At 66.6% G+C, this 11,887-nt stretch carries 14 protein-coding genes; 8 read left to right on the top strand and 6 right to left on the bottom strand.

Annotated elements, in window-relative coordinates; translation table 11 throughout:
* The first annotated feature begins 197 nt into the window (after positions 1-197).
* Positions 198-1,517 (top strand): M20/M25/M40 family metallo-hydrolase, encoded by a 1,320-nt coding sequence (locus IHE57_RS09405; RefSeq protein ID WP_209372905.1) that lies wholly within the window; start codon positions 198-200, stop codon positions 1,515-1,517.
* Here IHE57_RS09405 and IHE57_RS09410 read toward each other — a convergent pair.
* A complete protein-coding gene (locus IHE57_RS09410) occupies positions 1,471-2,445 on the bottom strand; it encodes a DMT family transporter (protein ID WP_209372705.1) in 975 nt (324 codons plus the stop codon). The two genes, IHE57_RS09405 and IHE57_RS09410, sit on opposite strands and share 47 nt — an antisense overlap.
* A 10-nt stretch (positions 2,446-2,455) precedes the next feature.
* Positions 2,456-2,638, bottom strand: a complete 183-nt coding sequence (locus tag IHE57_RS09415; protein WP_135540909.1) for a DUF5703 family protein — start codon at positions 2,636-2,638, stop codon at positions 2,456-2,458.
* A 58-nt stretch (positions 2,639-2,696) separates the two neighbouring features.
* Between IHE57_RS09415 and IHE57_RS09420 the strand changes: the two genes are divergently transcribed.
* Positions 2,697-3,359 carry a histidine phosphatase family protein gene (locus tag IHE57_RS09420; protein ID WP_209324900.1) on the top strand — a complete coding sequence of 221 codons (663 nt, stop codon included), beginning with the start codon at positions 2,697-2,699 and terminating at the stop codon, positions 3,357-3,359.
* Between the two features lie 5 nt (positions 3,360-3,364).
* Here the strand turns inward: IHE57_RS09420 and IHE57_RS09425 are convergent, their stop codons facing one another.
* Entirely contained in the window at positions 3,365-4,201 is an 837-nt protein-coding gene (locus IHE57_RS09425; protein ID WP_209324901.1) for an undecaprenyl-diphosphate phosphatase, read from the bottom strand.
* Positions 4,202-4,275: 74 nt separating this feature from the next.
* Here IHE57_RS09425 and IHE57_RS09430 point away from each other — a divergent pair, with 74 nt between their 5' ends.
* Positions 4,276-5,175 (top strand): aldo/keto reductase, encoded by a 900-nt coding sequence (locus IHE57_RS09430; RefSeq protein ID WP_209324902.1) that lies wholly within the window; start codon positions 4,276-4,278, stop codon positions 5,173-5,175.
* A 3-nt stretch (positions 5,176-5,178) separates the two neighbouring features.
* On the opposite strand, the gene IHE57_RS09435 is transcribed toward IHE57_RS09430, so the two are convergent.
* On the bottom strand, positions 5,179-5,436 hold the full coding sequence (locus IHE57_RS09435) for a hypothetical protein (RefSeq protein ID WP_209324903.1): 258 nt from the start codon (positions 5,434-5,436) through the stop codon (positions 5,179-5,181).
* A gap of 57 nt (positions 5,437-5,493) precedes the next feature.
* On the opposite strand from IHE57_RS09435, the gene IHE57_RS09440 reads away from it, so the two are divergent.
* From IHE57_RS09440 to mshC, 3 genes are all read left to right on the top strand, one after another.
* Entirely contained in the window at positions 5,494-6,057 is a 564-nt protein-coding gene (locus tag IHE57_RS09440; RefSeq protein WP_209324904.1) for a DUF3090 family protein, read from the top strand.
* Positions 6,058-6,063: 6 nt separating this feature from the next.
* Positions 6,064-6,876, top strand: a complete 813-nt coding sequence (locus IHE57_RS09445) for an SCO1664 family protein (protein WP_209324905.1) — start codon at positions 6,064-6,066, stop codon at positions 6,874-6,876.
* A gap of 107 nt (positions 6,877-6,983) precedes the next feature.
* The gene (gene mshC, locus IHE57_RS09450) at positions 6,984-8,243 is read left to right on the top strand and encodes a cysteine--1-D-myo-inosityl 2-amino-2-deoxy-alpha-D-glucopyranoside ligase (protein ID WP_209372707.1); all 1,260 of its coding nucleotides are present in this window, start codon (positions 6,984-6,986) and stop codon (positions 8,241-8,243) included.
* A 21-nt stretch (positions 8,244-8,264) separates the two neighbouring features.
* Here the strand turns inward: mshC and IHE57_RS09455 are convergent, their stop codons facing one another.
* Complete coding sequence (locus IHE57_RS09455; RefSeq protein WP_209324907.1) at positions 8,265-9,095, bottom strand: proteasome assembly chaperone family protein; 831 nt, start codon at positions 9,093-9,095, stop codon at positions 8,265-8,267.
* A 22-nt stretch (positions 9,096-9,117) separates the two neighbouring features.
* Between IHE57_RS09455 and IHE57_RS09460 the strand changes: the two genes are divergently transcribed.
* The gene (locus IHE57_RS09460) at positions 9,118-9,777 is read left to right on the top strand and encodes an HAD family hydrolase (protein WP_209372709.1); all 660 of its coding nucleotides are present in this window, start codon (positions 9,118-9,120) and stop codon (positions 9,775-9,777) included.
* Here IHE57_RS09460 and IHE57_RS09465 read toward each other — a convergent pair.
* Positions 9,774-10,583 (bottom strand): RecB family exonuclease, encoded by an 810-nt coding sequence (locus tag IHE57_RS09465; protein WP_209372711.1) that lies wholly within the window; start codon positions 10,581-10,583, stop codon positions 9,774-9,776. The genes IHE57_RS09460 and IHE57_RS09465 overlap by 4 nt on opposite strands.
* A 127-nt stretch (positions 10,584-10,710) precedes the next feature.
* Between IHE57_RS09465 and IHE57_RS09470 the strand changes: the two genes are divergently transcribed.
* Positions 10,711-11,871 (top strand): site-2 protease family protein, encoded by a 1,161-nt coding sequence (locus IHE57_RS09470; protein WP_209326034.1) that lies wholly within the window; start codon positions 10,711-10,713, stop codon positions 11,869-11,871.
* The last annotated feature ends 16 nt before the right edge of the window (positions 11,872-11,887 follow it).

Consider the following 11,887-nt stretch of genomic DNA (forward strand, 5'->3'; position numbering starts at 1 on the left):
AAGGGCTGGGGCGGCAGATCCCAGTGAAGACCAGCATCGACACGCCCTGCCCATACACACATTTTGGCCTATAACCCGGAAACGGCGGTCCGTCGGTTCTCGGACACGGGGTCGGCGGCCGGCCCACGGCCCAGCGTGGGATACGGTGGTGTATGTCACCCGGGTCGCGGCGTCGCCGCGTGATCCGATCACCGTCGATGGGAGTCCTCGTGTTTGATTTCAGTGCCGCCGAGGCGGAGGTCACCGAACTGTGTCGCCAGCTCATCCGCATCGACACCCAGAACTGGGGCGGGAACCGGGCGAATCCCGAGCTGCCGGCCGCCGAACTGATCTCCTCGTGGTTCTCCGAGGTGGACCTGCGCTCCGAGATCATCGAATCCTCCCCGGGCAGAGCCAGCCTCGTGACCCGCGTCAAGGGTTCGGACCCGCAGGCTCCCGCACTCGTCGTGCACGGTCACACCGATGTGGTGCCGGCAGCGGCCGAGGACTGGAGCGTCGACCCCTTCGAAGGGGTGATCAAGGACGGACTGCTGTGGGGCCGCGGAGCCGTGGACATGAAGGACATGGACGCGATGATCATCGCAGCGGTGCGCGAGATGATGCGACAGGGTCTGCAGCCCAGACGGGACCTCGTCATCGCCTTCTTCGCGGATGAGGAGGCGGGCAGCAACTACGGCGCCCGCTACCTCGTGCGCAACCGTCCCGAGCTCTTCGCCGGGGCCACCGAGGCGATCTCAGAGGTCGGAGGCTACTCCGTCGACATCCGCGGCCAGCGGGTCTACCTCATCCAGACGGCGGAGAAGGGGCTGGCCTGGCTCAATCTCGTCGCCCACGGCACCGCCGGCCACGGCTCCCAGCGCAATGACGACAACCCGGTCACCAGGCTCGCCGCGGCGATCGCGCGGATCGGCAGCCATCCCTGGCCGCAGGAGATCCCCCTGGCCACTCGGAAGCTGCTCGAAGGGGTCGCGGAACTCACCGGGATCGAGTTCCGCTCCGAGACGATTCCACAGCTGCTGGCCGAACTCGGCTCGGTCGAGAAGTTCGTCGCCCCGACCCTGCAGAACACTTCGAATCCCTCGTTCCTCGACGCCGGGTACAAGCACAACGTCATTCCCGGCACCGCCACCGCCTTCGTCGACTGCCGGACGCTGCCGGGACAGCATGAGGATGTCATGCTCAAACTCAAAGAGCTCGCGGGCGAGGGCATCGACATCGAGGCCGAGGACGAGGGCGAGTCGCTCGAAGCGCCGTTCGACACTCCGCTGGTGGCGCAGATGAAAGCGAGCCTGCTCGCCGACGACCCCACCGCCACGGTGCTGCCCTACACTCTCTCGGGAGGCACGGACAACAAATCCATGGCCGAGCTCGGCATCACCGGGTACGGCTTCGCACCCCTGCAGCTGACCGGCGACCTCGACTTCCCGGCCATGTTCCACGGTGTCGACGAGCGGGTGCCGATCTCCGCCCTCAAGTTCGGGACCCGCGTCCTCGGCGACTTCCTGCTGAAGGCATGATCGTCACGACGATGCCGGCGAGCACTCCCGCTGCGCTGACGACCGTCGTGGCGCTGACCAGGGAGCCTTCGACGGGCGTGAGCAGATCGAGCAGAAGGGCACCCATGAGGTTGCCGAACAGCGAGAAGAGGCTGAGCAGGAGCACCCCGAGGCGGGCGACCGTGAGCGCGGTCAGCCCGATGAAGACGACGCCGAAGGCACCGCCGAGGAGGATCCACCACTGATCGGGCTGCGCCGGAAAGCCGCGCCAGGGGACCCCGGTGAGCAGGAGGACGGCGGAGACGAGCGCCATCGCGGCGGTGCCGACGGCGAAGTTCACCGTCGTCGCCACGACCGCCGACTCCGTCGCGGATCTGATGCGGCCGTTGCAGGCCTGTTGGACCGCGGTGAGAGCCCCGGAGGCGAACGGCAGCAGCGGTGCCCACAGGGGCACTCCGAGGAGGAGACGCTCCCTGGCTCCGCAGGCGAGGGCGGCGAGGACGATGACGACGCCGAGGATGCGCAGTGCGCTCGGCCGCTGCCGACCCCCGGGCGGCAGTTCGGTCGAATCGACGATGAGGCCGCCGGTGACCTGGCCCGAGACGAATGCCATGGTGAACATCGCCACGCCCATGATCGGCACCGTCGAGGCCTGTGCGATGACGACGAGTCCGCCGCTGAGGCCTCCGAGCAGCAGCCACCAGGGCAGCGTGCCCTGTCGCACCAGCTCAGCGAGGTGGGCGGCCGCCGACCGGGCTCGGGGGGAGGCGGTCAGGGCAGCGCCGACGAGCACGAGCCCGACGAGGAACGAGATGAGCGCGGCGAAGACCGCATGCCCGAGGACCGGGCCGAGCAGACCGTTCGCGCGCCCCTGCAAGGACATGGCCGCCCCGGCGACGACGGTGACCAGACCGGCCCCGAGAACAGGAACGAGGGACGGGGACCTCACCGGTGTGCGATCAGCTGCTCAGCGTCAGCGGCATGATCTTGCGGCGCAGCCACACCGTGCGCACGCCGCCGACGGAGATCCGAGTCCGGGCGAGCTCCCATTTGCCGTATTCCGCCTCGTCGTTGAGCTCCTGCAGGCTGACAGAGCGAGGGACATCCTTGGAGAACGAGACCTTGCGGAACTCGTAGGTCATACGTGGACGCTGACGTTTCATAGACCCACCCTAGACGATCTGGGCTAATGTTGAGAGCATGCCCGTCATCGTTCTTCTGCGGCACGGCCTCTCGAGTGCCAACTCCTCCGGAATACTGGCCGGACGTGCACCCGGTGTGTTCCTGACCGAGGAAGGGGTGAGCGCGCTCGAGGCGAATCTGCAGCTGCTGCCCAACCGCTCCTTCACCCGGCTGCTGCATTCTCCTCTGGAACGCTGTGTGCAGACCGCGGAGATCGCGCGGCAGGTCGCGGACTTCGGCTCGGTCGACGTCGACCGGGCCGTGATCGAACTCGACTACGGCGACTGGACAGGACGGTCCCTGCAGGACCTGGGGCAGGAGCCCCTGTGGGCCACCGTGATCGAACGAGCCTCGCAGGCCCGGTTCCCCGGAGGCGAGTCCATCGCCGAGGCGGCCGACCGATCCGTCGGACGCGTTCGAGGACTCGTGGCCCAGATGCGCGAGGAAGAGCCGGAGGAGACCCGGCAGTGGGCGATGATCGTCTCCCACGGGGACATCATCAAGGCCGTCATCGCCGATGCACTCGGCATGCCGCTCGATGACTTCCAGCGGCTGAGCGTCGCACCGGGATCGTTCACCGTGATCGACTACTCGGGCCCGCGACCGGTGCTCGCGGCGATGTCGGTCACAGCCGCGGGGCTCGCACAGTCGGCAGCCGTCGGAGGCGGCGGCCTGCGGTGAACCGATCAGACCGCGGCGAGGACCCCGGTGCCGAGCAGGATGTAGAGGGCGATGCCCAAGGCGACCCGGTACCAGACGAAGATCCCGAAGGACCTCGTCTTCACATAGCCGAGGAACCAATGGATGACGAAGAGCCCCAGGACGAATGAGATGAGTGTGGCCAGGATCGTCGGCCCCCATCCCAGAACCATCTCGTCGTCGCGGCCGAGAGTCTGCGCGACACCGTAGAACCCGGAGCCGAGGACGGCCGGGATCGCGAGCAGGAACGAATAGCGGGCCGCCGACGGACGGTCGAATCCCATGAACCGGCCGGCCATGATCGTCCCGCCCGAGCGTGACACGCCCGGGATGACCGCCAGCGCCTGTGCGAAGCCGAAGAGGATGCCCTGACCCCACTTCATGTCCTCGAGTGTGCGCTCCTTCTTCCCGGCCCAGTCGGCAATGCCGATGATGAGGCCGAAGACGATGAGCATCGTCGCGGTGATCCACAGGCTGCGCAGCGCACCCTCGATGTAGTCCTGGAACAGCAGACCGATGACGACGATGGGGATCGAACCGACGATGATCAGCCAGCCCAGCCGCACCTCGGGGTCCTTCCGGTCGTGCTTGCCGACCAGTGCCTTGCACCACTTCGAGATGATCGTGACGATGTCACGCCAGAAGTAGACGACGACGGCCGCTTCGGTGCCGATCTGAATGATGGCGGTGAAGAAGGCACCGGGATCCGAGCCCGGGAGCATGAACTCGCCGACGATGCGCACATGCGCCGAGGACGAGATCGGCAGGAACTCGGTGAGCGCCTGCACGATTCCGAGCACAGCGGCGACCAGCCAGTCGTACATACGACTCCTTGAGAATATGGGATGGGGTGGGAACGCAACCACGGTAGTCGCCGGATCGGGTAACCTCAAGAAGCATGAAGCACCAACGCCTCGGCACCACCGGTCTGGAAGTCAGCGATGTGGGTCTCGGGACCTTCGAATGGGGGCACCGGGTGGACGCCCGGGCCGCCCAGCGTCTCGTCGACGACTACAACGGTGCAGGTGGGAACGTCATCGAGCTTCCCAGCTCCGGCCATTTCGCCGCTCAGGTGATCTCACAGCTGAGACTTCCCGAAGAAATGCTGGTGGTGGCCCGCACGGGCGTGTCCATGAGTGAGCCCGACCACATCGAGGTCGGCCTCGGGCGGTCGCGGATGCTCTCGCAGGTCGACTCCATGCTGCGGACGACGGGTCGCGAGCACCTCGATGTGCTCGTCCTCGACGTCTTCGACGCCGAGGTCGACAGGGCCGAGACCGCCTCGGCGATCGACACCCTGCTCACCCTCGGAAAGATCCGCTACGTCGGCGTCTCCCACCACACAGGCTGGCAGCTGGCGGAGATGCGCGGAGCAGGAGTGCCGATCTCCTGCGCCGTGGCCGAATACTCACTGCTCAATCGCGAGGCCGAGGACGAACTCATGCCCGCCGCGGACTACGCCGGCGTCGGCCTCATCGCGGGCGCGGGACTCGGGAGAGGCGTGCTCACCGACAAATACCGCAACGCGACACCGCAGGACTCCCGTCTGACCGGCGAGCTGAGCGACTACGTGGGAGCCTACCTCGACGACCGGTCGAATCGGGTGCTCGCCGGAGTCCGCAAGGCCGCGACCGCACTGGGCGTGTCGACGACCGATATCGCGCTGGCCTTCAATCGGCATCGCGGGATCGCCTGCTCGCTGGTCTCGGCTCGCACTCCCGCTCAGCTCGCGGAGGTCACCGGCAGCGAGGTCGCGCTGGCCGATGAGATCGCCGAGGTGCTCGACCAGATCTCCTGAGGCTCAGTCGTCCTCGTCATCGAGGCCGAAGTCGTCATCATCGTCCTTCGCGTCCTCGACGTCGTCGAAGAGTTCGAAGGGAGTCACCTCGTCGAAAGCGGTGTAGATCGCGTCTTCATAGATTTCGAACGCGTCGGCCAAAGCCATATAAGCGGCTTCGACTCGGGAGTCTTGGTCTCCGGTGCGGTGTGCGGATGCAGCGTAGTGCTCTCTCACTGCTTCGAGGAATGCGTCCAGGGCCTCACGAGGATCAGTGCTCATGACTCAAATGTAACCCAGGCCGGAGTCACATGTAAGTGTTTGGACTAGGCTGAAGGAATGGCAGCTCTGTACGACCACCCCGCACCGGATCGTTTCGTCGTCGGCACCATCGGCCTGCCCGGAGATCGGACGTTCCTTCTGCAGGCCAAGTCCGGCAATTCGCTGACGACGGTGGTCGTGGAGAAGGAACAGGTGGAGATTCTGGCCGACCGGATCACCGAGCTGCTCGACATGGTCATGATCAAGGATCCTGCGGCGCGGGTGCCGCAGACGGCCCTGGACGAGCGCATCGACAATGCCGGGCTCAATGTGCCCATCGAACCGGAGTTCCGCGTCGGCACCATGAGCCTGGGCTGGGACACGGTCGAACACGAGCTCGTCATCGAATGCTTCGAACTCACCGAGGCCGACGCTCAGGCCGGCACTTCGGCCGACCCCGATGACGACGAGGTCGAACGTGAAGTCCTGCGCATCGTCCTCGACGCGGCCGGGGCGCGAGAATTCGCCCGCCGCGGCGAACAGGTCGTCGGAGCCGGACGCGGTGACTGCCCGTTCTGTTCGCTCCCGCTCGAGCCCGAGGGCCACCTGTGCCCCCGCGCCAACGGAATTCCGCGCGCCTGAACCGATATGGACGATGCCTCTCTCCTCGACGCGCTGACAGCGGGGGACTGGACCGAGATGGGTTCGATCCCGCGGGCCAGCAACGACACCCGGCTGCTCGTGCTCGACCATTCGGGTCGGGCGCTCAAGGCGGTGTACAAACCCATCGCCGGGGAACGGCCTCTGCATGACTTCCCACCCGCCAGCCTGGCCCTGCGCGAGGTGGCGGCCTACCGCCTGAGTGCCGCCCTCGGCCTCAGCGTCGTCCCGCCGACGGTGCTGCGCGATGACCTGCCCGCGGGGCGCGGCTCCCTGCAGGCCTATGTCGAGGCCTCGGGAGATGAGGAAGCTGTGACATTGAGCACGGTGAATGCGATCCCTGCCGATCACACTCCGATCTTCGCGCTGCGCACCGAGGACGGCCGCGATCTCGTGCTCTCCCACGCCGTTTCCGAAGGTCTGCGGGCGATCGCCTTCTTCGACCTGCTGGCCAACAACGCTGATCGCAAGGCCGGACACGTCATCACCGGCAGCTGCCTGCCGAGCACTGCGACCGAGGACATCGGCACCTTCGGCATCGACAACGGTTTGACCTTCCATACCCAGGAGAAGCTGCGCACCGTTCTCTGGGGATTCTCCGGCACCTCCTTCCAAGCGGAGGAGATCGACGCCCTCGAGGAAGTCGCCCGGATGGACACGGCGCTGGAGTCGGCACTCGCCGATTGCCTGTCCGCGGCCGAACTGAGGGCCCTGGCCGACCGTGCTGAGACACTTCTCACCGGTGAGTTCTTCCCCGAGGCGCCGACGGATCGCACTGTCATCCCCTGGCCGCCCATCTGAGGAGGACGGGCAGGCTGCCACACCACGTCGAGCTCGCGCCGAGCCGCGCGCGCACCGGTCGGGGGACAGAAGTGCCCTCGGGCTGAGACTCGGTTAGGCTGGTTGCCGTGAAGTCATGGCCCGAACCTCAACTGCCCCGTCTGACCAGCACCGGAAAGGTGCCCACGGTCTTCGACACGAGCACCCGCAGCCCGCGCCGGCTGCGCGGCAGCGAGCAGACCGCACGCCTCTATGTCTGCGGAATCACCCCCTACGATGCGACGCATCTCGGACATGCTGCCACCTATGTGGCGTTCGACCTGCTCAATCGCATCTGGCGCGACGCCGGCCTCGAGGTCGTCTACGTCCAGAACACGACCGACGTCGATGATCCCCTCCTCGAACGTGCGAACGCGACGGGAGTCGACTGGCGGGAGCTCGCCGCCTCTCAGATCCAGCTCTACCGTGAGGACATGGAGGCCCTGCGGGTCATTCCGCCCCAGAGCTTCATCGGAGTCGTCGAGACAGTGCCCGAGATCGCGGCCGCCGTGGAGGACCTCGTCGCCGGGGGAGCGGCGTACACGCTCGACAACGGCGATGTCTACTATCGGGTGTCGACCCCGATCACCCCGCCCTTCGGCACCGTCAGCCACGACGACGCCGCGACCATGGCGGAACTCTCGGCCGAACGCGGCGGTGACCCGGACACGCCGGGCAAGGAGGACCCCATCGATCCGCTGCTGTGGAGCGCCGAACGTGAGGGCGAACCGTCCTGGGACGGAGGCTCCCTCGGACGCGGGCGCCCAGGCTGGCATGTCGAATGCACCGTCATCGTCGACAAGTACGCGGGCCTGCCGGTGGATGTGCAGGGCGGCGGCAACGACCTCATCTTCCCGCACCACGAGATGAGCGCAGCGCATGCCGCGGCCTGGCGGGAGGTCCCGATGGCGAAGACCTACATGCACACCGGCATGGTCGGTCTCGAAGGCGAGAAGATGAGCAAGTCCAAAGGCAACCTCGTCCTCGTCTCGGAGCTGCGCGAACGCGGGGTCGACCCCATGGTCATCCGCACCGTCATCCTGGCCAACCACTACCGCAGCGATTGGAGCTTCTCCGAAGACCAACTCGAGACGGCCACGGCCCGGCTCAGGGCCTGGGGACACGCAGCGCGCTGCGAATCCGAATGCAGGGAAGGGCTGCGCGGACACATCATCGGCCTTCTCCGGGAAGCTCTGGCCGACGATCTCGACAGCCCCCGGGCACTCGGCATCCTCGACGAATGGGCCGAGCACTACGCAGACTCCGAAGCAGGCGACGTCGATGACATCAGCGGTGACAGGATCGCCGACGCCGTCGATGCGCTGCTGGGCATCCGCCTGCTCGGCTGAGGCCTCAGCCGAACCCCGGCGTCACTTCTCGCGGCCGCGTTTGCGCAGGTAGCGTTCGAACTCGGCCGCGATGGCGTCCCCGCTGGCTTCGGGCAGGTCGGCGGAGTCGTTGAGCTCCTCGAGACCCTTGACGAGATCCACCAGATGCGGATTGAGGGAGACGAGCTCGTCGGCGCCGAGCTCCCACGCGCGGCTCTCCTCCTCGAGCACATGGATGTCGATCTCGACCGAGGCATACCGTTCGACCGCCTTGACCAGCGCCAGCTCCGCCTTCGGCGAGGGAGATTCCGCGAGGTAGTCCGGCACTCCCACCCACAGGTTGATCGCTCGCAGACCTCGCCATCGGCAGGCGACGCCGAGGAGCCCGAGGATGCCGATCGGCCCCTCATAGGCATTGGCATCGATATCGAGTTCGGTCGCCAGGTCCGGGTCCTCGGTCGTGGCCACGACCGGCAGCGGACGAGTGTGCGGCACCTCGGCATGCAGTCCGCCGAGCAGGACCACGGAGTCCTCGGGGCCGACCTGAGCGAGGACGAGGGAGAGGAACTCCCTCCACTTCAGCCCCGGTTCGTGACCGTGGATGACGGTGATCGGGAGCTCACCGAAGCGGCCGCGGTGCACGGCGACCCCGGGCCAGGCGATCGAGGCCGTCCCATCCTCGTCGCGGACGATCTCCGGCTCGGAGAAGCGGAACTCGTAGAAGCCGTCGGTGTCGAGGATCTCACTGTCGGCCAGCTGCCAGACCTCGATCAGGTCCTTGACCAGCGAGCTCGCAGCTTCGGAGGCATCGGCATCCTGACCTTCGAAGGCGATGAACACGAGTGCCCCGGACCCGGATGGAAGAAAGCTCATGATCCAAGACTACGCTGGGTGTATGACGAATCCAGCCGCAGTCCTGTGGGACATGGACGGAACCCTGGTCGACACCGAGCCGTACTGGATCAGGGCCGAGACCGAACTGATGCACGCCCACGGGCTGCCCTGGTCCGAGGAGCAGGGACTCGAATTCGTCGGCAACGAGCTGCTCACCTCCGCGACGATGATGCAGGAGGCCGGTCTCAGCCTGCCGGCGCCTCTGATCGTCGAGACCCTCATGGATGCCGTCATCGCGCAGATCCGGACCTCCGTGCCGTTCCGTCCCGGAGCGCTCGAGCTGCTGGCCGAACTCAACGCGGAGCGGATCCCATGCGTGATGGTCACCATGTCCTACCGCCCGCTCGCCGAGGCGGTCATCGCCAGCTGTCCGCCCGACAGCTTCGTCGGACTCGTGGCCGGCGACGAGGTCTCGGCAGGCAAACCCGATGCCGAGCCCTACCTCCGGGGCGCCGCCCTGCTCGACCTCGATCCGGCGGACTGCGTGGCTCTCGAGGATTCGAAGCCGGGCCTGGCCAGCGCCGAGGCGGCCGGAACCATCGCCGTCGGAGTGCCCCACCTCGTCGATCTCGAGCCTCGCCCCGGCCGGATCCTCTGGCCGAGCCTGGTCGGCCACGGGGTGGAGGATATGCGCCGACTGGTCGGGGTCCGCTCGGCTTAGGCGCCGACGATCTTCGTGATCTCCGGGGTCGGCGGGGGAGTGTTCCCCCAGGCCGGGCACAGCGGTTTGAACGTGCACCAATTGCACAGCGGTGACTTCTTCGGACGCCACCGATCGGACTCGGCGGAGGCGACGATGTCCTTCCAGATGGCATCGATCTCGAATTCGGTCTGCTCGATGTCGCTCATCGTCGGGTGTGATTTCAGCACACTGCGCGAACCGAGGTACATCAGCTGCAGCGTGTGAACGAGCTCACCGGAGAGACGGTAGACGACGAGGGCGTAGAACCCCATCTGGAACTGTGCCTCGCGACCGTACTGCGGCTTGGGCTGTCTGCCCGTCTTGTAGTCGACCAGACGCTTCTCACCGCCCGGTGCGACGTCGACCCGATCGATGAAGCCGCGCAGCTCGAGACCGCTGTCGAGCGTTGTGCGCACGAACTTCTCCGTCTCGTCCGGTTCGAGGTGCTCCGGGTACTCGAGGACGAAATAGGAGTCGATGAGGCGGCGTGCCGATGTGAAGAACGTCTCCCTCTCCGATTCGGCGGAGAAGATCTCGAGCACCGCGGGGTCCTTCTCGACGAGTTCGCTCCAGGCGGGCATGAGCAGCGACTGAGCCAGCTCCGACGTGCGTTCGGAAGACGGAACGGTGAAGAGCTTCTCGAGCACGGAATGGACCACGGTGCCGCGGAATGCCGCTTGGGACGGCGGCTCCGGCAGTCGATCGATGCTGCGGAAACGGAACTTCAGAGGACATTGGATGAAGTCATTGGCCCGGGAGGGCGAAAGACTGGTGAGCTCGGCCATACCACCACTGTAACGACCTGGACTGACTCGCCGTGGCGACCAGCGGCGGCGGCCCCGACGCTGTTAGGCTGAGTAACCGACACTCAGTGGATCGATCACCACGACACCGACCGGAGGAATCCCTTCAATGGCCGCGAAAAACCACCAGCCCGGTGCGTCCTCGGGCCTGCGCCTGGGCACCATCCTCGGTGCGCCGGTCATCCTGGCCTGGTCGTGGTTCCTCGCCGCCATCGTCATCACCATTCTGTTCACCCCATGGCTCAATCAGGTCCGTCCGGACCTGGGCATCGGAGCCTGGTTCGTGGCATTCGCCTATGCGGTGCTCCTCTTCGCCTCGGTGTTCCTCCACGAACTCGCCCACGGTGTGGCCGGGCAGTTCTACGGCCAGAAGGTCGCGGCCATCGAGCTCAACATCTGGGGCGGCTTCACGCGGTTCGAACCCCAGGTGGACAATCCCCGCGACAAGGCCGCGACCACGAGCTTCGTCATCTCCATCGTCGGTCCGATCGTCAACATCGTCCTCGCTCTGCTGGGATGGTGGTGCCTGAATGCGGCCACACCCACCTCGGTGCCGTGGCTGCTGCTCATCGCGGTCACCTTCGCCAATGTCGCACTCGGCGCGATCAACCTGCTGCCGGGCATCCCGCTCGATGGCGGCTGGGCGCTGCAGGCGATCATGTGGCGCATCACGGGCTCCCAGTACCTGGGCACGATCGTGGCCAGCTGGGTCGGACGCATCATCGCCATCGGCTTCATCGGGTGGTCGGTGATCACTCCGCTGCTGGCCGGTGAACGGCCGGAACCGCTGACCGTGGCGTGGATGTCGCTCATCGCGATCATGCTGTGGTTCTCCGCAGGCGATGCGGCCACGCACGCCAAACGCGCGAGGAAGATGGAGACCTACGATCTGTCCCAGGTCATCCAGCCGGCGATCGCCGCCACTTGGGACGCGGACCTCGCGGACACCCTCGACTATGCGAACACGCTCGGCCACGCGAAGGAACGCACCCTCATCGTCGTACTCGACCAGAGCGGGCTGCCCTACGGGCTCGTCGACCGCCACGCCGCCGCGGGCCGGCTCGCAGAGACCCTCGAAGCCGTGCCTGCGGGCGAAGTCGCCCGTCCCCTGGCCGGGTGGATCGGCGTGCCCAAGGACATCACCGCCCCGCACCTGCTCGAATCGCTCACGCACCGGCCCAAGGCGCAGTTCAGCCTGGTCATGGACGGCAACACGCTCATCGGCGTGATCGATCTGCAGGAGTTCTTCGACGAGCTTCTCGCAGCCTGAGCCGGTTGTGTGAGGC

It is taken from the genome of Brevibacterium renqingii (assembly GCF_017808105.1).
Taxonomy (GTDB): Bacteria; Actinomycetota; Actinomycetes; order Actinomycetales; family Brevibacteriaceae; genus Brevibacterium; species Brevibacterium renqingii.